This window comes from Marinococcus luteus (genome assembly GCF_900106595.1).
In the GTDB taxonomy this organism is placed as follows: domain Bacteria; phylum Bacillota; class Bacilli; order Bacillales; family Marinococcaceae; genus Marinococcus; species Marinococcus luteus.
In genome coordinates this window covers 1-19015 of record NZ_FNNC01000002.1, presented here as the reverse complement: position 1 = coordinate 19015, position 19015 = coordinate 1, and the positions used below count along the sequence as shown (strand labels likewise).

Here is a 19015-nt window from a genome sequence, read left to right as displayed (position 1 = left end):
CAGGCTTTTCCTGCATGAAAAGTACCTGCTTCTTATTAAACCCATGCCTCAGCCCAATCCTGAATCGCATTAATGACCGGCTCGAGATCCTTACCCTTACTCGTCAGCTGGTACTGGACACGCACGGGCTTTTCCGGAAAAACGCTGCGTTCGACAATCCCTTTTTCTTCAAGCTCCTTCAGCCGTTCTGTAATCAGCCGGTCGCTCATATCCGGGATTTCGTTTTTTATATCTTTGAAGCGGAGCGGTCCCTGGAGAAGCACAAGGATTAACAGGCCCGTCCATTTTTTGCCGAGCAGTTCCGCTGCAAATTCATATTTTGGGCAGATGGAAGTCTTCTGCATAATAGTTCACCTCTTTATGAACATAGTACCACAAAATCCTTGTTTCGTAGAGGAGGGGCTGGGGTATAGCTTGGAGGGTGAGTTGACAGTACGAATATTTTCATGTACTTTCGAAAAGTAAGTAACTTTATAAATATAAGTAATAGGAGTGTTTTCAATTGAGTAAAGTATTGGTACCATTTTATAGTTCTTATGGACATATACACGAAATGGCAAAAGCAGTAGCGAAAGGCGCGGAAGAAACAGGAGCAGAAGTGCGGATCGTAAGAATCCCCGAATCGCAGATGGCTAAGGAAGGTATGTCTACGCAGGAAGCGTATGTAGAGGCACAAAATCAACAGGCGGATATTCCTGAAGCTACAACAGACGATCTCGTATGGGCTGACGGCGTTGTTTGGGGTATCCCAACACGCTTTGGCAACATGCCGGCTCAGGTGAAGCAGTTTATGGATGCTGCCGGCGGCCTGTGGGCAAACGGTTCACTTGAAGGCAAGGTAGCAGGAATCTTTACGAGCACAAATACAGCTCACGGCGGTCAGGAAACAACAATTATCACGTCGGTTGTACCGCTTCTTCATTTCGGATTCATATTCGTTGGTCTTCCTTATGGAGAGAATCCGGAAATGACTGAACGTGACTTTGTCGGCGGAACGCCATACGGTGCTTCTACGCTTGCTGGTCCGGATGGCACCCGGATGCCAAGCGAAGGCGAATTGACAATGGGCGGCCGTTTAGGTGCCCGCGTGGCAAAAGTGGCAGAAAAGCTGAGCAACTAATAGAATACAAAAAAAGCGTCCGCATGTGCGGGCGCTTTTTTATATACCTGGCGTTAGTTACTGCCGTAAAGCTCCGAAGGATCCGTCGCTTCGATAGGCTGGTCGATTTCACGGTGTCCGTAAAAGTCTGTGACAACTTCGCCGTCAATAAGAATCTGGGTCTGCCCGTATCCAAACTGGTCCATTAACACCGCCAGCTGTTCTACAAATGCGAGCTCAAGAGTGCTTCCAACTGTAGTGGCGTCAAGGACGGAAGGTTCAAAAGAAACATAGGCAGTGTTGTCTTTAAATTCGACAAACTGGACTTCGGTTTCCACTGGAAGCGGACTGACAGCATCTTCGGTTTCAGGACCGTCGAGCCATGCCTGCACAGCTTCAAACGGCAGATCATTTTCAGATGCTGCTTCGAGGCTTCGGGTTTCAGAAATTGTATTCATTAAATCGCCGTCGAGGTAGTAAACAGTCACTTTTTCTGTTACAGCCTCTTCTTCTTCGGAAGCTGTGGTGCTGTTTGCTTCTGTATCTGTAGTTTCAGCAGCCTCAGTAGACTCTTCGGAGGCTGCTTCTTCTTCGCTGTCGGCTGTGTCTTCAGAAGCATTTTCTCCTGCCGCGTCATCTTCCGGTGAAGCATTTTCTGAGGAAGCATCTTCGCTGGCAGTGTCTGCGGAGTCCGTGCTCTCTTCTTCATTTTCTGTGGCAGTTTCTTCTATAGAGGTGCTTTCTTCAGAGGAAGCGTCGGTTTCTGACGCTTCATCAGTTTCGGATGCCGTATCTTTATCTTCCTGCTTGTCATTCTTTGCACTGTCAGTTTCTTCTTTTTCTTCTCCGTTGGCTTCAACAGATGCTGTTTCAGTTGCTTTTTCGCTGTTTTCCTTGTTTTCGCTATTTTCGGTGCCGCAGGCGCTGAGAGTAATAATGGCTGTGGCAGCAACTGCTAAAAATGAGAATCTTTTCATGGAATCCCCCCAGGTCGAATATTAAATTTAGTTTACAAATAATACAATGTTGTTACATAATTATACCATGTTTCAAAATAAAGAAAGGTTCAAATCCCTCAAATGAACATAAACAGGACTTTACTAATGTTAAATCAGAATGTGAAAGCCGTGGGGGGTTTTTCAGAAAAAACCGTGAAAGTGCTATAATAGTGCGAAGTATTTTGCTAATATCTTATGAGACATCGGCAGAAGAATTAAACTTTGAATATACATAAACAGAAAACGGATGGAAACGTAATTCTTTTTCCGTTTTCTAGTAATGAAATTACCGGTGTAACTAATAAAGACAGGGAACGTCTACATTAAGGAAGTGTTCATCATGCATGATGAGTTTGAAAGGCTATATGAACAATATCATCACTCCCTTTTCCAATATTTATTTTATATGGTCCGAGATCGGGAAACAGCAGAGGAACTGGTCCAGGAAGTTTACATTAAAGTGCTGCATTCCTTTGAAACATTTGAAGGTAAAAGCAGTGAAAAAACCTGGCTCTATTCTATCGCCAGACATGTTGGCATAGACTGGATTCGCAAGCAGAATAGAAAGAAGCGGAAATGGCTGGGGGTACTGGGGCCTTTATCAAAAGAGGAAATGCGGGACCCGGCGCCTCTTCCAGACGAGATTCTCACTGCGAAAGACGATGTGCGTGAAATTTATGAATGCATGAAAGGGTGCTCCCCGGACCAGCGGCAGGTGCTTATGCTGCGTTATGTGGAATCGCTCTCGATCAAAGAAGCAGCCGAAGTGCTCGGGTGGTCGGAGAGTAAGGTGAAAACGACACAGCACCGGGCCGTAAAAAAAATACAGGAATTAATGGAAAGCAGGGAAAAATTAGAAGAAAGGAGGGCAGGAGATTGAAGAAGCATAATCGTTCCAGGGAACGGATTGAACATTCATTAAAGCAAATGCCCCGGGTGCAGGATAAACGGTCCAAAAATGAAATCTATCATAATATTCAGGACCGGCTGGACTCAAAAAAGAGACACCGTGCGCACCGGCGCTGGCCGGCTCCTGTTTTTACCTCGGTGGCAGTTCTCCTACTCGCGATACTTATCGTTCCGGGAATATGGTGGACTTCGAATCAAACGGCTTCCCCTTCTCAGGAAGAGAACGCTGAAGACGAGAATGAGGCCGGAGATTCAGAGTCAGCCGAACAGCAAAAAACGGAAAATACATCTGAAAACGATTCAGACAGCACAGAATCTGGAGAATCTGAGCCGGCAGAAAGCGATACCGAAGAAGAAAGTCCTCCGGAGATTCAGGAAGGTACAGAAGAGAACGCGGAAATGCCGGGCGGGTATGTATCCGCGCTTACACAGGAAAAAGGAAGTGGCAGTGTGAACGCTGTGACTATCCCTTTTGAGAGTGCACAGGGATCGGTCATTGTCCCTTTAACATTTGTAGCAGAAACGAGCCTGAAAGAGCTTTTGAACTTTATTACTGAAGAAGTAGACGGCAATGAATTCGGACTCGGTCCTGCTGTGACCGAAAAGGTATCCTGGGAAGATGCAGATAATGGCAGTCTCGAAGCAGCAGTGTCTTCCGAAACCAGGGCTGTGGAAGCCGGCCGGATCGAGCGCGGCATCGAAGAACTTGCCCGTTATTTAGGTGAAGAAGGTATAGAAGTATCAAATACACCTGATGAAAGCAATGAAAGTGAAGAAGAAATAGATCTTCGGGATATTGATGAGAATCGAGGCTATTATTTATATGATGTAAATGATGCTTCTTATTTAGTGACCGGTGAAGGAGCCGGTGTTTCCACTACGAATGAAAACGGGGATCTGCTTTCTTTAGAGGAAACACTGGTGAAAATGACTGAAGGACCTGAAATTTCTGAAGTGAGAGCTCCGATCCCCGGCTCTCTTACTGTAGGGAATGTGGAAGGCGAAGGTGAATCAGTAACTATCAGTCTGGCTGGCTCTCTCGAAGATACGTCTGTAGAGGGGCAGCAGGCGATGGTTGATGCGGTTGGGCTCGCAGCAGCTGATTTTGGATATGAATCGATAAAGTTTATCTCTGAGAACAGTGATTCACTTGGAGAAGTGCCGCTCAACCAAAGATGGGAAGTCCCTGCAGCACCAAATACAATTGAGTGGAAAGCAAGCTGATTGAAAATTTATTAGAGGGTATAGGAAATTCCCAATTATTTCATGTATAATGACAATGTACATTTTGAATACATTGGAGGCCGCTTAATTCATGGAATATGATGCAAATATTAAAAACAGACTTCGCCGTGTCGAAGGGCAGGTGCGTGGCGTTCTTCGGATGATGGAAGAGGGACAGGACTGCCGGGATACTGTAGGACAGATGTCAGCTGCGCGTTCTGCGATGGACCGTGCGATCGGCGTCATTGTCAGTGAAAATCTGGAACAATGCATGCGGGAACAGATGGAGCGCGGGGAAGACACCAATGAATCTATCCAGGAAGCTATCAATCTGCTCGTAAAAAGCAGATAAACGAAAAAGAGGCCACTTCTGCGGGAAGGGCCTCTTTTCTATCCGGGGAAAGCGGTTATTATATAGAGATGGAAGCATGTTTTTGCCGGGCTTCTTGCGCTTTTCTCTGTCCAGCTCCAGAAGCCAGTGACGGCAGGTCTCTTCAGCTCTTTTTTCAAGTGAAAAAGCCACTTGTCAAAAGAGCTTCCAGATCCCGCGTCACTATCCGGCTTCTTGCGCTTTTCTTTGTCCAGCTCCAATGCCCAGCCTCTCGGGATTACTTTCCGTCCGACTTCGAGCAGCAGGCTGCTCTGCGCGGTCGGGAAGTACCCTTCGCGGCTACCAGGGCATTTCCGCTTTTCTTTGTCCAGCTACGCCCCGCAGTCGCTTATTCCGTTGGCCTCCCTGGCTTCCTTGGCTCTGGCCAAGTCCAGCCAGGGCCAGGCCAGCCGGATAAGGCTCCTGTTCCGCGGGGCTTCGCTTTTCTTTTTACATTAATGCTGCGATGACGAGCTGGATCACCCGGAGAAGCACGGCGCCGACAATGACGTAGGCGGCAATTAGGGCGATGCGTCTTCCTATTTTCTGGGCAGTCACCGCGCGTACTTTCCGGCGCGGCCTGCGAATGTCGGAAGAAGGTCCGAATCCCTGGGAGAAATAAAAAGGAACTGCGTTTTTTAAAAACAAAGGAATCAGCCCGAAGCCGGCGACAAATCCAAATACGTGCGCCCATATATTGACTCCGGAATTCAGTAAAGTGAATACCATGCCTATCACAAGAAGAATGACAACTATCTGGGCGCTTGAAGGATCAATAAGGTGCCGGCGGTTCATCATAATAAATACATAAGCGCCAAACAGGCCGTAAATAGCTCCGGAGGCACCGAGGTGGGACAGGTAAAGTGAACCGAAAAACAGCGTAGCAATATTTCCAATGACTCCGGCTGTTAAATAGAATGCTAGAAATTTGAGGCGGCCGAGCATGAATTCAAGCGGCGGCCCGAAAAGCAGCAGAGCAAAGGAGTTAAAAAGTACGTGCCCAAAAGACGTATGTAAAAACACTGGAGTGAGAAGGCGCCAGTAGTCCCCGCTCTGAATAGCGAAGTTGTTGCCGACCATCAAATAATAAATAACTTCCCCGAACGGAACCAGCCCGTTCGTCAATTCCGAAAGGTTCACCCAGAAAAACAACAGCAGGTGGACCGCTAATATAATTGAAATTACAGGATAGCGTCTTAAAAATGTAGAAAAAGTCTCGTGGCGGATAAACAAGTGGGTTAGTCCCCTTTCTGGTGACGGGTATACTAAAGTGTATAAGTATGTACGGTCAGTGTAGCATGAATAAATAAAGGAATACACGAAAAGCGTTGCGGGAAGGGAGAAAGTAATGATTAAAGGAATCGGCATTGATATCATTGAATTAGAGCGGATTGAGCGCTCTTTAGAGCAGAAAAGATTTTTGCCGCGAATTTTAAATGAAGATGAATTACAGGCCTGCGAGCGTTTTTCCGGCAAACGGCTGATAGAATTCACAGCAGGAAGATTTGCTGCCAAAGAAGCGTTTGTAAAGGCAGCAGGCACCGGCATTTCTTCGCAGACAGGTTTTCACGATATTACAGTGAGCAATGGAAAGCGGGGGGAACCGCTGCTCCGCTGCGTAGGCTACGAGGCTTATACTATTCATGTTTCCATCAGTCACTCGCGGGACAGTGCTGTGGCACAGGTTATTATTGAAGAAAGGGGCGGCGAATAGGATGCAGGTCGTAACAAGTAAAGAGATGCAGCAGCTCGATCAATACACTATTGAAACACTTGGAATGAAAGAAGAGCTGCTAATGGAAAACGCGGGACGGGCAGCGGCAGGTGACATTTATGATATGTATCCTGAAGCTCATACAGCTGTTATCTTTGCAGGGAAGGGAAACAACGGGGGTGACGGTTTCGTTATCGGCAGAACACTTTCGTCTCTTGGATGGAATGTTTATGTATATCTGCTGGCGGAAGAGGATGCCCTTTCCGGAGGAGCGCTGTACCATAAAGACTTGTACCGTGCCTGCGGGCTTCCACTGACAGCAGGTACCGGCGTTCCTGAACCAGAATCGCCGGAAGAAGGGATCATTTATATTGATGCCATGCTTGGTACCGGGATTCACGGAGAGCTGAAGGAGCCTTTTTATTCTGCCGCAAAGTGGCTGAACAGCGTAACCGCACCGGTTGTAGCTGTAGATATTCCCACCGGAGTCCCTGCGAATGAGGAAGAACTTCCCGGCATGGCGGTGAATGCAGATGCCACGGTAATTCTTGAAGCTCCTACATTGAGCACGTACCTGTATCCGGCGAGTCACTATTACGGTGAAATTCGGATTGTACCGATCGGCGTACCAAGAGCTTCGTGGAACGCATTAGATCAGAAAAGGCAGACGTGGGATTTAACCGATGCAGCCAAAAGTCTTCCGGAACGGACACAGGAGTCGCACAAGGGTGATAACGGTAAAGGGCTGCTGATAGCAGGGGCCTATAATATGCCCGGCGCTCCGGCCATCGCTTCGAACGCCTGCCTGCATGCCGGCATCGGTCTTCTGACCACAAGCGTACCGGCGTCTGCATTGAGCGCCGTCGCTTCTCATGTGCTCGAAGCAACCTACTTTCCATTGCCTGAAACGGAGGACGGTCAAGTGGCCGATTTACAGGAAACGCCTTTCCCGTGGGACGGGATGGACGGTGTTGCAGCCGGCTCCGGTCTTGGCCGGACAGAAAGTACGAGAGTATTAACGAAGCGGCTTTTGACAGAGACACAAACGCCGCTCGTGCTGGATGCCGACGGACTTTATTTTCTGCCGGAGCTGGAGGCGGAAATGGCAAACAGAGAACACCCGCTGATTTTGACCCCGCACCCCGGTGAAATGGGCCGTTTGACAGGCCTTTCACCAAAGGAGATCAACGCAGAGCGGTTTACAGTTTCACGCGAATATGCGCGTAAGTTCAGCTGCTACCTCGTGCTGAAAGGGCCAAATACGATTATTACCACCCCTGAAGGCAGGCAGTATGTGAGTACTAGTGGCAGCAGTGCCCTTGCCAAGGGAGGATCGGGGGATGCACTGACCGGTATTGTGCTTGCCATGATGCTCCAGGGCCCAACGTTGGAAGAGGGAGTTTGTAATGCAGTCTACGCGCACGGTTTGGCTGCAGAAATTGCGATAAGAGAAGGCATATCGGATTATTCGTTTACTGCCTCCAATTTGATTGATTATCTGCCGAAAGCCCTGGCTTTCATTCAGGCACAAAAGAAATGATAGAAAAGAGGAGTCATCATGGCGTTTTCCAGCGAATCCTACCGGGACACGTGGGTGGAGATCAACACAGAAAATATTAAATACAACATCCGTGAAGTGAGGAAGCTTCATGCAGAGGACGTAGCTGTGATGGCCGTAGTTAAAGCGGATGGCTACGGACACGGAGCAGCGGCAACTGCTGTGGCGGCAGCGGAGGCGGGAGCCTCCTATTTTGGGGTGGCGCTGCTTGAAGAAGCACTCGAACTGCGGGAGGCCGGCATAGACCTGCCCATCCTCGTGCTTGGCAGAACGCGGCCGCAGGACGCCCCGGTGGCTGCCCGCCATGATATCCGGCTCACGGTCTTTCAGGAAGAATGGCTAAAAGAAGCTTCCCGGTATACAGCCGGAGACCCGCTGTTAATTCATATGAAAGTGGACACCGGTATGGGCCGGTTAGGGTTGATAAATGACGAAGAAATTATTTCTTTTCTGAACGCCGTAACCCGGATACCCTCTATAGAAATGGAAGGAATGTACACGCATTTCGCTACTGCTGATGAACTGGAGACTACTTATTTTGAACAGCAGTATGCCCGTTTTTCCCGGGTCGTTGCTCTGGTGCAGCAGATGGGGAACGCCCCCCAGCTGATTCACTGCGGTAACAGCGCCGCAGCTATGCGTTTTCCGGAGCGCTGCTTTAATATGGTCCGCTTCGGTATTTCGATGTATGGGTTGACTCCTGCAGCAGATATTACCGGGCATCTTCCATTTACACTGAAGGAAGCATTCACGCTTCACAGCCGACTGACTCAGGTGAAAGAAGTGCCGCCGGGCACGAGTATCAGCTACGGAGCAACGTACACCTCCACAGGAAATGAATGGATCGGTACTGTCCCTATCGGTTATGCAGATGGCTGGCTGAGAGCGCATGCTGACAATCAGGGGGAAGTATTGGCAGGGGGCTATCGTGTACCTATTGTAGGCCGCATCTGCATGGATCAGATGATGGTCCGGCTGCCGCATGAATTTCCGGTGGATACAGCAGTGACACTGATCGGCAGCCAGAAAGAGGAAACAATCAGCGTCACGGAAGTGGCCAGCCGCCTTGGAACGATTACATACGAAGTTCCCTGTACCATCAGCAAACGGGTCCCCCGGGTATATACTCCCGAAAACAGGTTTGAACCCTGATTTTATGAAAAACGCGCTTTGCAAACAGCATCTAGAAATGCTATGATGAATTAAGTAATGATTAAGGGATGGTAATCTAAAAGGGTCAACCTGGAGGTGTGTGGAGTGCATCAGAAAAGCACTAAGCAGATTAAGGTCAGCCTGCCTGACTATCTTCTTGACGAACTTGATGGAATGATTGAAGAGGGGCAGCAGAGCTCAAACCGCAACGAATTTATTCATCAAGCTACGGAGATGTATTTAAAAGAACGCCAACGTCTGGAGTTTCAAGAAGCGATGAAGCAAGGGTATGAAGAAATGAGCAGTATCAATTTAAATATTGCTGCTGAGTCATTTCAGGCAGAAACAGAAGTGGATCACTCTTTGAATCGCCGATTGCTTAGCGGAATCTGAAACACTCGAAATTATATTTCTTCTTTTAAAGAAACAGAGATGAATAAAAAAGCTGCTTGCCTGTCTGTGAAAGGCGGGCAGCTTTTTTATTGTAATAAATTTTATTCAGGAATATATGTTATTGCAGCCATAATTGTTTGCGCTAAAGTATTATACATGGAATAATACTAAATAGAGTATGATAGTGTACAGGTGTGCTGTTAACAAATAATACAATAATATAAAGTATGCACCAGTCCGGGTATTAATACATGAAATTATTCCCGCCCGTAAACGGAAATGGACAGACTAGATGGAGGAATTCAAGATGCATTCATCTGTAGTGCAGGCCATCAATGACCATCAGGAACAGCTGGTTTCCAAATGGAAAGAGGAGATGGCCCGGGTTCAGGAAGAGTATTTTAAAAACTCCCTTCCTGATGATTTAGTATTCACAAACAACGAAGAATTTATTGATGTGCTGTACAGTTCTGTCCGTTTAGAGCGGTCGGAAGCCGAAGGTAAAATTAAGCATTTTGCGGAACGGCTTATCCAGACCGACTGGCCGCTGAGCTATTTTACGCAGGGCATGCAGGCGTTTCGGCGCATCGTCACTGCCTGCATTGTTCCATATATTAATAATGCAGAGGAAGACAGTGTGCGCTTGAGTGTAGAAGTGGAAGAATGGGTGGATGCGATCGTGAACCAGCTGGTTGATGACTATTCCGATTCGTGGATAAAAACACTTGAACTTCAGCAGATGGCTCTAAACGAACTTTCTGCTCCGCTTATTCCTGTTTTTGAAAAAGTCAGTGTCATGCCATTAATTGGGGCGATTGACACCGAGCGGGCAAAGCTTATTATGGAGAATTTGCTCGACGGGATTATTCAGCATCGTTCCCAGGTGGTTTTGATTGATATAACCGGTGTGCCGGTAGTGGATACGATGGTGGCAAACCATATTATTCAGGCCTCTAAAGCAGTGAGGCTGGTAGGGGCGGAGTGCATTCTGGTCGGTATCCGCCCGGAAATTGCCCAGACAATTGTGAATCTGGGTATTGATCTGAGTACCTTCCCGACGAAGAGCAGCCTGCGCAAGGGCATTGAATCAGCGCTTGAGCTGACGCAGCGCAAAATGGTTCAGGTAGAGAATGGAGCAGAATGGAGGGCATAAGTCGATGCGGATTCCAATCTTAAAACTAAGTCATTATTTATTAATTTCAGTGCAAGTAGATCTAGATGATCAAACAGCTCTTCAGTTTCAGGAAGACCTGTTGAGCAAAATTCACGAAGAAGGCTCTACAGGCGTAGTGATTGATTTAACCTCCGTGGATATGATTGATTCATTTATCGCTAAAGTGCTGGGCGACGTCGTGGAAATGTCCAATTTAATGGGAGCAAAAGTTGTTCTGACGGGAATTCAGCCGGCGGTGGCGATCACTTTGATAGATATGGGCATTATGCTTGAAGAAGTACCAACAGCGCTGGATCTTGAGCAGGGACTTGAGAAACTTCAACAGGAATTGGAGGGGTAAGCATGAGTATCCAATCCAGTGTTGAAGTGCAGACCGAATGGGGAATCGTATCAGCAAGGCAGGCCGGACGGAATTTAGCTAAGGAAATAGGATTTGGCGGTGTGGACCAGGCGCGGATAACGACAGCCATTTCAGAACTGGCAAGAAACATCTACCTGTACGCTGAAAAAGGGGAAATCGTTATTGAAGCGGTGGAAGAAACCCGGGGGACCCAGAAAAAGAAGGGCATAAAGATTACGGCCAAGGACCGCGGTCCCGGCATTAAGAACATAAGAGAAGTAATGGAAGACGGATATACTACTTCGGGTGGTTTAGGAGCCGGGCTTCCAGGAGTGAGAAGACTAATGGATGATTTTGACGTTGACTCCGTGATGGAAGAGGGTACAACGATAACGGCAATCAAATGGCTCCGTTAAGGAGGAAAAACGTTGGCTGAGTCGAAAGAATTGTTACATGACCAATACGCGAATATTTTGCGGGCGTATTTAGAAGAGCAGAGCGAACAGGGGCTTTATTATGCCCAGCAGTTCAGTAAGAGAGTGCTTGAGGAACAGATTTCCCCGGAGGAAGTGGTCAGCCTTCATTTAGAGGTGCTGGAAGAGTTCTTTCCGGATCTCCCTAAAGGAGCCCACGAATCATTTGAGCTTCTTCTCGAGGTAATGATGGGCTACGGGCTGGCCTACCGGGAACACCAGAGCCTTCGTGATAAAACAAAGGAACTGGAAGCAGAAATTAACGTGGCTGCGAATATGCAGCAGACGTTTCTTCCGGATGAAATTCCACACGTGAACGGTTTGGATGTAGGGGTTCTAAGTGTCCCTGCGTCGAAAATGAGCGGTGATTATTACCATTTCGTTAAAGACGACCACGACTGTGTCGGTCTTGCGATTGCTGATATTATCGGTAAAGGAATCCCAGCCGCTTTATGTATGTCGATGATCAAGTACACGATGGACAGTTATCCGGAGCAGCGTCTGCAGCCCGGGGCTTTACTTGAAAATGTAAACCGGGTGGTGGAGCAGAACATTGCTTCGAACATGTTCATTACGATGATGTACGGATCGTATGATTCACGAACCCATCAATTTAACTATGCAGGAGCGGGGCATGAACCCGGTTTCTACTATAAGGCAGCTGAAGATACGTTTGAAGAGCTTCATGCTAAAGGCATCGTTCTTGGAATTAAGCGGAACACTGACTATAAGGAATATCAACTCACGGTGGAGCCGGGAGATTTTGTTGTGCTCTTATCAGACGGTGTCACCGAATGCCGCACAGATGACGGCTTTATTGAGCGTGAAGCTATTACGCGCCTCATTCGCACGTATCAGCATCTGCCTGCCCAGGAGATTGTAAATCACGTATTTTATGAACTCGAAAGAGCCCAGGGCTTTCAGCTTCGTGATGACTTTACATTGATTATACTGCGCAGAAATGTTTAACCAGATTGTAATTTGGGAAACATGAAAAGGATGCACATTTAAAAAATCGTAATTTATATATAGCAGCATGGTTATGAGGAGGTTTACTAAATGAATTTATCGACAGAAGTGATAGAGAAATCGGATAAAAAGAAAATTTTGAAAGTAGCCGGAGAAGTGGATGCTTATACAGCTCCGGAACTGAAAGCAAACCTGAACCCGCTGACAGAAGAAGAAGGCGCAGAAGTGGTAGTGGACCTGACAGAGGTAAGCTATATCGACAGCACCGGCCTCGGTATATTTATCGGTGCCTTGAAGTCAGCGGAAAATCATGACGCTACCCTTCGCCTGACAGGACTGAATGAACGTGTGAAGCGTTTGTTTACCATTACCGGACTTGATGAAGTAATCACTATTGATGATGAAAATACAGAGGAGGCCAAATAATGGAACGCCAGTCAGATTATTTGGAAATGACCCTTCCGGCCAAGCCTCAATATGTTGGAATCGCCCGCCTGACAGTTTCAGGACTCGCAAACCGCCTCGGTTTTTCCTACGATGATATTGAGGACATTAAAATTGCGATAGCAGAAGCGTGCACAAATGTTGTAAACCATGCGTACGAAGAAACCGGGAATATGCACCTGTCCTGTAATGTGTTCGAAGACCGGGTGGAAATGGTCGTGGCAGACACAGGCCAAAGCTTTGTTCTTGAAGAACTGGATCAAAACCTCGGGCCCGTAGACAGCAGGAAACCGATCGATGAACTGAAAGAGGGGGGACTTGGACTGTTCCTCATAGACACATTGATGGATAAAGTAGAAATCAGCGGCGAAAACGGAGTGGCTATTTCTATGACAAAGTTTCTGCAAAGAGACGAGGTGGAAAATAATGTCGACGGAGTCTCAACCGAAACAAACGCGCAAGAACAAAAATAATGGCACGAGTGAAGAAGTTTATGAATGGATCCGCCAGTTCCAGGAAGACCCGACTGAAGAAATTCAGACTAAGCTTGTACAGCATTATGAACCGCTTGTGCAGTCTTTGTCGAGAAAGTTCTCACGGGGACAGGATCACGATGATGACCTTTATCAAGTAGGTATGATCGGGCTTCTGGCAGCTCTGCGCCGCTTTGACGACTCTTTTAACAGGAGTTTTGAGTCGTTCGCGGTCCCAACGATTGTAGGGGAAATCAAACGGTTTATCCGTGACAAAACGTGGAGTGTGCACGTGCCGCGCCGTATTAAGGAATTAGGACCGAGAATTAAAAAAGCCGTGGAAGAGCTGACAACCCGTCTGCAGCGTTCTCCATATGTAGATGAAATTGCCGAGTATCTCGAAGTAAGCGAAGAAGAAGTACTCGAAACCATGGAAATGGGCAAAAGCTATCAGGCTTTATCTGTGGACCGTTCCATAGAAGCCGATCAGGAGGGCAGTGCTGTCACGCTGCTGGACCTTGTTGGTGCCAATGAAGAAGGATATGAAAAAACAGATCAGCAGCTGCTGCTTCAAAAAGCTTTTGCGGTTTTAACGGACAGAGAAAAAGAGATTCTGAGATGCACGTATTTTGAAAACTTAAGCCAAAAAGAAACGGGAGAGCAGCTGGGCATTTCTCAGATGCACGTTTCAAGGCTGCAGCGAAGGGCTCTGCAGAAGCTGCGTGAATCCATAAGAGTGGAGCCTTCGGAGTGCCTGTAATGACGGACTCCATCTCGAATATACAAGTGAATACCGCGGTCTTTCAAAAGACGAAGCCGGGCAACCGTGTGTGTGGGGACAGCTATCTCGTAATCGAAACAGAGGACTTTTTTCTTTGCTCTGTGACGGACGGCCTGGGGAGCGGCGAAGGTGCCAGGCAGTCCGCAGAGATAGCCATGAATATTATCCGGGCCCATAAACATGATTCCATTCCGATGCTCTTGGAGCGCTGTAACCGGGCGCTTGTTTCTGAACGGGGAGTGGTCCTTGCGATCATTAAAGTCTGCTACCGGGAGCGGGAATTGACCTATGGAAGCATCGGTAATATTACGTGCTATATCAGTGCTGATAATGAAGAGATTTTTCGGCCGATTCCAACAAAGGGGTATCTTTCGGGCAGGAAATTTCAATATCGGCTCGAGTATGTTCCTTTTGATAAGGGGGTCTCTTTTGTTCTTCACTCGGACGGCATGACTGTATCCTCTGAAGACCAACGCACCTTGCCGTACATGCGTTCGGTGGAGGAATACAAAAACAGGCTTGCTGAAAAAGCTGAAAATGAAAACGATGATGTCACTTTAATGGTTGGCGCATTAAGTTAAACCTCTTTCATCACTACCGGTGATGGAAGGGGTTTTTTGTGTATAACGAGCGAAAGCAGACCAGGTGTTTTGGTATTATAATAAATTTGCCCCTTACATATGCATGCGTGCGTTATAATATAATAAGTGTAGATTTCAATGGATTGTATGCTGGATAGGAGGAAATATAAATGGAAAAAGAGATGAGCGGGGTCACGTCCCAAATAGCTTCCAATCTTCAGATAAGGGAAAAGCATGTCACGAACATTATACATATGATTGAAGAGGGCAATACGGTTCCTTTCATTGCCCGTTACCGTAAAGAACAGACCGGTGCCTCGGATGAAATGGTGATCCGGGATGTTCAGCAGGCCTGGAATTACGCAAATCAATTGGCCGAGCGAAAGGAAGAAGTACTGCGGCTGATTGATAAACAGGAAAAATTAACGCCGGAGTTAAAGCAATCCATCAATGGAGCTGTACAGCTTCAGGAAGTAGAAGATCTGTACCGCCCTTATAAACAGAAAAGAAGAACGAAGGCGACGGCAGCGAAAGAGAAAGGGCTTGAGCCGTTAGCGGAATGGCTCATGTCACAGCCAAAGGAAGGTGTGCCGGAAGAACAGGCGCGGGCGTATGTGAACGAAGAGGCCGGAGTGGCAGACACCGCAGCGGCACTTGAAGGCGCGAGGCATATTATCTCTGAACAGGTTGCCGATGATGCCGGCATCCGACATAGTGTGCGCGAGCTCAGCTACAAGCAGGGAAGGCTTCAGGCTGCAGCTAAAGATGAAACCAAAGATGAACGTGGTATTTACAGCATGTACTACGACCATGAAGAAGCACTGGCAAAGGCCCCTTCGCACCGCGTGTTAGCCATGAACCGTGGAGAGAGTGAAGGAGTACTGAAAATTTCCCTGCAGGCACCGGAAGACAGAATTCTTTCGGCTATGGAAAAGAAAGTGGTGAAACGCTTCGGATCGCCTGCTGTGTCGCAGCTGCACGAAGCGATCGAAGACAGCTACAAACGTTTGATTGGTCCGGCAGTCGAGCGGGAGCTTCGGAAAGTCAAAACAGAAGAAGCGGAAACGCAGGCGATTTCTGTATTCTCCGAAAATCTTCGAAACCTCCTGCTGCAGCCGCCAATGAAGGGAAAAACAGTACTTGGCGTCGACCCGGCATACCGCACCGGCTGTAAATTGTCGGTCGTAGATGGTAATGGAAGATTGCTTGAGGTGGGGGTGATCTATCCGGTTCCGCCTAGAAATAAAGTAACCGAAGCGAAAAAAGAGGTATTTGCTTTAATTGAAAAGTACAATATACAGGTTATAGCCATCGGCAACGGTACGGCTTCGAGGGAAACAGAAGAATTTATTGCAGGGGTGGTTGAAGAAGCGGAAGAAGACGTTTCGTATATTATTGTAAACGAAGCCGGGGCGAGCGTGTATTCTGCTTCGGAAGTTGCCCGCGAAGAATTTCCGGATCTTCAGGTGGAAGAACGAAGCGCAGCTTCCATTGCAAGAAGGCTCCAGGATCCGCTGGCGGAACTTGTGAAAATAGACCCTAAATCCATTGGGGTGGGGCAGTATCAGCATGACGTCTCGCAGACGAGGCTGAATGAGTCACTGACATTTGTCGTAGAGACAGCGGTGAACCAGGTGGGGGTAGATGTGAACAGTGCCTCGAGCAGTCTGCTTCAATATGTGGCCGGTCTCTCTAAAGCGGTGGCAAACAATGTGATAAAACAAAGAGAAGCGCTCGAAGGCTTTACGAGCCGTAAAGAACTGCAGAAGGTACCGAGACTGGGAGCGAAAACGTATGAGCAGGCAGCAGGCTTTTTACGGGTGCCGGAGTCTTCGAATCCATTCGACCGAACGGCTATTCACCCGGAAAGTTATCAGACGGCGGAACGTCTGCTCAGCCATCTGGAGCTTGAAGCAGCACAGGCCGGCACGAAAGAAATGAAGGAGGTCCTGAAAGACCAGGAGGTGCGTCAGCTTGCTGAAGCCCTTGAGGTAGGTGTTCCTACACTCCAGGATATTATAGAGGATTTAAAAAGACCGAACCGGGACCCCCGTGACACGTTTTCGAAGCCTCTCCTGAAAAAAGGCATCATGACTCTTGAGGACCTGGAAAAGGGAATGGAGCTTCAGGGGACGGTTCGTAATGTAGTGGATTTTGGGGCCTTCATTGATGTAGGTGTCAAAGAAGACGGTCTCGTGCACATATCAAAGCTCGCCAACCGTTTTATCAAACATCCGATGGAGGTAGTTTCGGTAGGGGAGATAGTTACGGTATGGGTGGAAGATATTGATCAAAAACGGGGACGGGTAGCACTGACGATGGTAAACTAAATAGAAAATGAAAAAACAGAGGGCGCCCGTACCTTCTGTTTTTTTAAGGGAGAAAAAAATGACTGATGAAGAATTAACAGCATTGACGCAGCAGATATCGATGGAAAATTTTCAAAAGGTGTTTAAACACCGTGCCTCGTTTAATCAAAGGCTGCGGACCACCGGGGGAAGGTATGTGCTTTCTACAGGGAACATCGAAGTAAACCCAAAGTCGATGAACAATTATGGGCATCAGGAAATCATTGATATTATAAATCATGAATTGTGCCATTATCATTTACATTTGGAAGGGAAAGGGTACAAACATAAAGACAGGGAATTTCAGGAGCTGCTGAAGCAGGTGGAAGGCACCATGTACTGTAGTTCTTTGGAACAATACCGGATAAAACAGAAAAAACGTTATCAGTATGCCTGTGAAAGCTGCTGCATTTCTTTTAAAAGAACAAGGCAGCTGGACACACAAAAATATGTTTGTGCAGCCTGCAGAGGTAGATTAAAAAAAATATAGAAAAACCTTGACCAGTGTTTTTTCGATGTGATACATTATAAAAGTCGCTTGAGAGAGGCGCTTCAAAAAACGGCAAAAAAAGCTGTAAATTCCCTTTTAAAAGCGTATTGACATTACATAATAGATCTTGTAGAATTTTCTTTGTCTCAAAAAAGAAATACTTACATTCCGCAGTAGCTCAGTGGTAGAGCAATCGGCTGTTAACCGATTGGTCGCAGGTTCGAATCCTGCCTGCGGAGCCATTGGAGAAGTACCCAAGTGGCTGAAGGGACTCCCCTGCTAAGGGAGTAGGTCGTGTAAACGGCGCGAGGGTTCAAATCCCTCCTTCTCCGCCATTTACTATGGCCCGTTGGTCAAGTGGTTAAGACACCGCCCTTTCACGGCGGTAACACGGGTTCGAATCCCGTACGGGTCACCAACCTGGAGGATTAGCTCAGCTGGGAGAGCACCTGCCTTACAAGCAGGGGGTCGGCAGTTCGATCCTGTCATCCTCCACCATTTTCTTTATACAATTGAGGGCCTGTGGTGTAGCGGTTAACATGCCTGCCTGTCACGCAGGAGATCGCGGGTTCAAATCCCGTCAGGCCCGCCATTTTTTTACCCAATATATTGGGCCATAGCCAAGCGGTAAGGCATCGGGTTTTGGTCCCGTGATGCGCTGGTTCGAATCCAGCTGGCCCAGCCAACAACACGCGGGTGTGGCGGAATCGGCAGACGCGCTAGATTTAGGATCTAGTGTCCTTGTGACGTGGGGGTTCAAGTCCCTTCACCCGCACCATTATATATTTATCGGTACGCGGTCGTGGCGGAATCGGCAGACGCGCTAGGTTGAGGGCCTAGTGGGAGTTTATCCCGTGGAGGTTCAAGTCCTCTCGACCGCACCATAATATGCGCCTGTAGCTCAGTTGGATAGAGCGTCTGACTACGGATCAGAAGGCCAGGGGTTCAAGTCCTCTCAGGCGCACCATTTACTTATATTTTTCAGCAGCATCTGCGGGAAGTAGCTCAGCTTGGTAGAGCACTTGGTTTGGGACCAAGGGGTCGCAGGTTCGAATCCTGTCTTCCCGACCATTTATTTGCGGGTGTAGTTTAGTGGTAAAACCTCAGCCTTCCAAGCTGATGTCGTGGGTTCGATTCCCATCACCCGCTCCATTATTACAAAAAAATTAATTGCTTTAAGTTATTTTTTTGTGCCTGTGGGCCTGTAGCTCAGTTGGTCAGAGCGCACGCCTGATAAGCGTGAGGTCGGTGGTTCAAGTCCACTCAGGCCCACCATTATTTCCATTGACATTTCGTTGATCATAGGTTATAATTTACGTGTCTCTTTAAAAGGCATTGACAGTTTAAACGCACCATGTTAAATTGTTTAAGCTGCTTTTTTGAGCGGCAGATCGTTCTTTGAAAAGGAAAGACAAGCCAGAGCCCCAATCAAAAGAACCATTTATTTAGGGCATCACTGATGCCACAGCATCAAACTTTTTACGGAGAGTTTGATCCTGGCTCAGGACGAACGCTGGCGGCGTGC

At 47.6% G+C, this 19015-nt stretch carries 21 protein-coding genes and 12 tRNA genes; 30 read left to right on the top strand and 3 right to left on the bottom strand.

Translation table 11 applies throughout. From position 1 onward, the window contains the following. Positions 1-35: 35 nt before the first annotated feature. Positions 36-344, bottom strand: coding sequence for a winged helix-turn-helix transcriptional regulator (locus BLV22_RS05535; RefSeq protein ID WP_091612368.1), 309 nt, complete (start codon positions 342-344; stop codon positions 36-38). Positions 345-502: 158 nt separating this feature from the next. Between BLV22_RS05535 and wrbA the strand changes: the two genes are divergently transcribed. Continuing rightward, entirely contained in the window at positions 503-1120 is a 618-nt protein-coding gene (gene wrbA, locus BLV22_RS05530) for an NAD(P)H:quinone oxidoreductase (RefSeq protein ID WP_091612366.1), read from the top strand. Between the two features lie 53 nt (positions 1121-1173). Here the strand turns inward: wrbA and BLV22_RS05525 are convergent, their stop codons facing one another. Continuing rightward, positions 1174-2076 (bottom strand): GerMN domain-containing protein, encoded by a 903-nt coding sequence (locus tag BLV22_RS05525; RefSeq protein WP_091612365.1) that lies wholly within the window; start codon positions 2074-2076, stop codon positions 1174-1176. Positions 2077-2437: 361 nt separating this feature from the next. Here BLV22_RS05525 and BLV22_RS05520 point away from each other — a divergent pair, with 361 nt between their 5' ends. The 3 genes from BLV22_RS05520 to BLV22_RS05510 all read left to right on the top strand — a co-directional run bounded on the left by BLV22_RS05520 (position 2438) and on the right by BLV22_RS05510 (position 4582). Next, entirely contained in the window at positions 2438-2977 is a 540-nt protein-coding gene (locus tag BLV22_RS05520; protein WP_091612362.1) for an RNA polymerase sigma factor SigX, read from the top strand. Further along, positions 2974-4230 (top strand): hypothetical protein, encoded by a 1257-nt coding sequence (locus tag BLV22_RS05515; protein ID WP_091612360.1) that lies wholly within the window; start codon positions 2974-2976, stop codon positions 4228-4230. The genes BLV22_RS05520 and BLV22_RS05515 overlap by 4 nt, the downstream gene beginning before the upstream one ends. Before the next feature lie 91 nt (positions 4231-4321). Then, positions 4322-4582, top strand: a complete 261-nt coding sequence (locus BLV22_RS05510) for a metal-sensitive transcriptional regulator (RefSeq protein ID WP_091612358.1) — start codon at positions 4322-4324, stop codon at positions 4580-4582. Positions 4583-5050: 468 nt separating this feature from the next. Here BLV22_RS05510 and BLV22_RS05500 read toward each other — a convergent pair whose 3' ends face one another. Then, positions 5051-5833 carry a rhomboid family intramembrane serine protease gene (locus BLV22_RS05500; protein WP_176967664.1) on the bottom strand — a complete coding sequence of 261 codons (783 nt, stop codon included), beginning with the start codon at positions 5831-5833 and terminating at the stop codon, positions 5051-5053. Between the two features lie 115 nt (positions 5834-5948). Between BLV22_RS05500 and acpS the strand changes: the two genes are divergently transcribed. From acpS to BLV22_RS05370, 26 genes are all read left to right on the top strand, one after another. Further along, positions 5949-6314, top strand: a complete 366-nt coding sequence (gene acpS / locus BLV22_RS05495; protein ID WP_091612350.1) for a holo-ACP synthase — start codon at positions 5949-5951, stop codon at positions 6312-6314. Between the two features lies 1 nt (position 6315). Continuing rightward, positions 6316-7854 (top strand): NAD(P)H-hydrate dehydratase, encoded by a 1539-nt coding sequence (locus BLV22_RS05490; RefSeq protein ID WP_176967663.1) that lies wholly within the window; start codon positions 6316-6318, stop codon positions 7852-7854. 18 nt (positions 7855-7872) lie between these two features. Beyond that, positions 7873-9024 carry an alanine racemase gene (gene alr / locus BLV22_RS05485; RefSeq protein ID WP_091612344.1) on the top strand — a complete coding sequence of 384 codons (1152 nt, stop codon included), beginning with the start codon at positions 7873-7875 and terminating at the stop codon, positions 9022-9024. Positions 9025-9129: 105 nt separating this feature from the next. Next, positions 9130-9417 carry a CopG family ribbon-helix-helix protein gene (locus tag BLV22_RS05480; protein WP_079475023.1) on the top strand — a complete coding sequence of 96 codons (288 nt, stop codon included), beginning with the start codon at positions 9130-9132 and terminating at the stop codon, positions 9415-9417. A gap of 307 nt (positions 9418-9724) precedes the next feature. After that, a complete protein-coding gene (locus tag BLV22_RS05475) occupies positions 9725-10570 on the top strand; it encodes an STAS domain-containing protein (RefSeq protein ID WP_091612342.1) in 846 nt (281 codons plus the stop codon). A gap of 4 nt (positions 10571-10574) precedes the next feature. Continuing rightward, positions 10575-10931 carry an STAS domain-containing protein gene (locus tag BLV22_RS05470; protein ID WP_022792604.1) on the top strand — a complete coding sequence of 119 codons (357 nt, stop codon included), beginning with the start codon at positions 10575-10577 and terminating at the stop codon, positions 10929-10931. Positions 10932-10933: 2 nt separating this feature from the next. Next, the gene (locus BLV22_RS05465) at positions 10934-11347 is read left to right on the top strand and encodes an anti-sigma regulatory factor (protein WP_022792605.1); all 414 of its coding nucleotides are present in this window, start codon (positions 10934-10936) and stop codon (positions 11345-11347) included. 12 nt (positions 11348-11359) lie between these two features. Beyond that, positions 11360-12373 carry a PP2C family protein-serine/threonine phosphatase gene (locus BLV22_RS05460; RefSeq protein WP_091612339.1) on the top strand — a complete coding sequence of 338 codons (1014 nt, stop codon included), beginning with the start codon at positions 11360-11362 and terminating at the stop codon, positions 12371-12373. Between the two features lie 90 nt (positions 12374-12463). Continuing rightward, positions 12464-12799, top strand: a complete 336-nt coding sequence (locus BLV22_RS05455; RefSeq protein ID WP_091612336.1) for an STAS domain-containing protein — start codon at positions 12464-12466, stop codon at positions 12797-12799. Continuing rightward, positions 12799-13290, top strand: a complete 492-nt coding sequence (gene rsbW, locus BLV22_RS05450) for an anti-sigma B factor RsbW (protein ID WP_022792608.1) — start codon at positions 12799-12801, stop codon at positions 13288-13290. The genes BLV22_RS05455 and rsbW overlap by 1 nt, the downstream gene beginning before the upstream one ends. Further along, positions 13244-14050, top strand: a complete 807-nt coding sequence (gene sigB / locus BLV22_RS05445) for an RNA polymerase sigma factor SigB (RefSeq protein ID WP_022792609.1) — start codon at positions 13244-13246, stop codon at positions 14048-14050. Before rsbW ends, sigB begins: the two co-directional genes overlap by 47 nt. Beyond that, a complete protein-coding gene (locus tag BLV22_RS05440) occupies positions 14050-14652 on the top strand; it encodes a PP2C family serine/threonine-protein phosphatase (RefSeq protein ID WP_091612334.1) in 603 nt (200 codons plus the stop codon). The genes sigB and BLV22_RS05440 overlap by 1 nt, the downstream gene beginning before the upstream one ends. 170 nt (positions 14653-14822) lie before the next feature. Further along, positions 14823-16982, top strand: coding sequence for a Tex family protein (locus BLV22_RS05435; protein ID WP_091612331.1), 2160 nt, complete (start codon positions 14823-14825; stop codon positions 16980-16982). A gap of 58 nt (positions 16983-17040) precedes the next feature. Then, complete coding sequence (locus BLV22_RS05430) at positions 17041-17490, top strand: SprT family protein (RefSeq protein ID WP_091612329.1); 450 nt, start codon at positions 17041-17043, stop codon at positions 17488-17490. 167 nt (positions 17491-17657) lie between these two features. Then, positions 17658-17732, top strand: a tRNA-Asn gene (locus BLV22_RS05425). Positions 17733-17734: 2 nt separating this feature from the next. Beyond that, positions 17735-17825 (top strand) — tRNA-Ser (locus BLV22_RS05420). Between the two features lie 8 nt (positions 17826-17833). Continuing rightward, a tRNA-Glu gene (locus BLV22_RS05415) sits at positions 17834-17908 on the top strand. Between the two features lie 4 nt (positions 17909-17912). Further along, positions 17913-17988 (top strand) — tRNA-Val (locus BLV22_RS05410). A gap of 18 nt (positions 17989-18006) precedes the next feature. Beyond that, positions 18007-18082: transfer RNA gene (locus BLV22_RS05405), tRNA-Asp, on the top strand. An 18-nt stretch (positions 18083-18100) separates the two neighbouring features. Further along, positions 18101-18175, top strand: a tRNA-Gln gene (locus BLV22_RS05400). 7 nt (positions 18176-18182) lie between these two features. Beyond that, positions 18183-18268: transfer RNA gene (locus BLV22_RS05395), tRNA-Leu, on the top strand. Positions 18269-18286: 18 nt separating this feature from the next. Further along, positions 18287-18374 (top strand) — tRNA-Leu (locus BLV22_RS05390). 6 nt (positions 18375-18380) lie between these two features. Then, a tRNA-Arg gene (locus tag BLV22_RS05385) sits at positions 18381-18457 on the top strand. Positions 18458-18484: 27 nt separating this feature from the next. Beyond that, a tRNA-Pro gene (locus tag BLV22_RS05380) sits at positions 18485-18561 on the top strand. 7 nt (positions 18562-18568) lie between these two features. After that, positions 18569-18642, top strand: a tRNA-Gly gene (locus BLV22_RS05375). A gap of 46 nt (positions 18643-18688) precedes the next feature. Beyond that, positions 18689-18765, top strand: a tRNA-Ile gene (locus BLV22_RS05370). Positions 18766-19015 lie beyond the last annotated feature (250 nt).

Coding starts and splice junctions, on each gene's coding strand:
- BLV22_RS05510 (WP_091612358.1), top strand. CDS start 4,322: ATGGAATATGATGCAAATATTAAAAACAGACTTCGCCGTGTCGAAGGG.
- BLV22_RS05520 (WP_091612362.1), top strand. CDS start 2,438: ATGCATGATGAGTTTGAAAGGCTATATGAACAATATCATCACTCCCTT.
- alr (WP_091612344.1), top strand. CDS start 7,873: ATGGCGTTTTCCAGCGAATCCTACCGGGACACGTGGGTGGAGATCAAC.
- BLV22_RS05535 (WP_091612368.1), bottom strand. CDS start 344: ATGCAGAAGACTTCCATCTGCCCAAAATATGAATTTGCAGCGGAACTG.
- BLV22_RS05435 (WP_091612331.1), top strand. CDS start 14,823: ATGGAAAAAGAGATGAGCGGGGTCACGTCCCAAATAGCTTCCAATCTT.
- BLV22_RS05430 (WP_091612329.1), top strand. CDS start 17,041: ATGACTGATGAAGAATTAACAGCATTGACGCAGCAGATATCGATGGAA.
- BLV22_RS05455 (WP_091612336.1), top strand. CDS start 12,464: ATGAATTTATCGACAGAAGTGATAGAGAAATCGGATAAAAAGAAAATT.
- sigB (WP_022792609.1), top strand. CDS start 13,244: ATGTCGACGGAGTCTCAACCGAAACAAACGCGCAAGAACAAAAATAAT.
- BLV22_RS05525 (WP_091612365.1), bottom strand. CDS start 2,076: ATGAAAAGATTCTCATTTTTAGCAGTTGCTGCCACAGCCATTATTACT.
- BLV22_RS05490 (WP_176967663.1), top strand. CDS start 6,316: ATGCAGGTCGTAACAAGTAAAGAGATGCAGCAGCTCGATCAATACACT.
- rsbW (WP_022792608.1), top strand. CDS start 12,799: ATGGAACGCCAGTCAGATTATTTGGAAATGACCCTTCCGGCCAAGCCT.
- BLV22_RS05465 (WP_022792605.1), top strand. CDS start 10,934: ATGAGTATCCAATCCAGTGTTGAAGTGCAGACCGAATGGGGAATCGTA.
- BLV22_RS05475 (WP_091612342.1), top strand. CDS start 9,725: ATGCATTCATCTGTAGTGCAGGCCATCAATGACCATCAGGAACAGCTG.
- BLV22_RS05440 (WP_091612334.1), top strand. CDS start 14,050: ATGACGGACTCCATCTCGAATATACAAGTGAATACCGCGGTCTTTCAA.
- BLV22_RS05470 (WP_022792604.1), top strand. CDS start 10,575: ATGCGGATTCCAATCTTAAAACTAAGTCATTATTTATTAATTTCAGTG.
- acpS (WP_091612350.1), top strand. CDS start 5,949: ATGATTAAAGGAATCGGCATTGATATCATTGAATTAGAGCGGATTGAG.